At 48.8% G+C, this 293-nt stretch carries 1 protein-coding gene; it reads right to left on the bottom strand.

What is annotated here, in order from left to right:
• Positions 1–234, bottom strand: a 234-nt coding sequence (locus tag SB822_RS56275; protein ID WP_410859002.1) for a dihydrofolate reductase family protein, incomplete at its 3' end; no start/stop codon positions are given.
• Positions 235–293 lie beyond the last annotated feature (59 nt).

The raw sequence follows: 293 nt of genomic DNA, 5'->3' as shown, positions 1-293 counted from the left end.
AATCGTGCCGCCCGGTTGCTGCTTAAGTGTTTTCACGACGCTTGCCACATCTTCCGAGGTGAACGTAATTTTGCTTTCATCCTCTTTCGGATGAGAAGTAAATACATAAGAATGCTGATCGGCGTAAGGGAATTCCCCGTCTATACGATCAATCACCCAGTCATAGGTGCGCCTGCCAAGCAGGATTGTATCAACTGTCTCAATGAATGCCCCGTATCCGGCGTCTCCGTCCATTTTCACATCCGTTAGCCAGTCCAATGTCTCTTCTGTGTCCGCAATATAGCCGTCTAAGC

Source organism: Paraburkholderia sp. SIMBA_054 (assembly GCF_046534875.1).
GTDB classification, from domain to species: domain Bacteria; phylum Pseudomonadota; class Gammaproteobacteria; order Burkholderiales; family Burkholderiaceae; genus Paraburkholderia; species Paraburkholderia hospita.
This window is presented reverse-complemented; position numbering and strand designations above follow the sequence as displayed.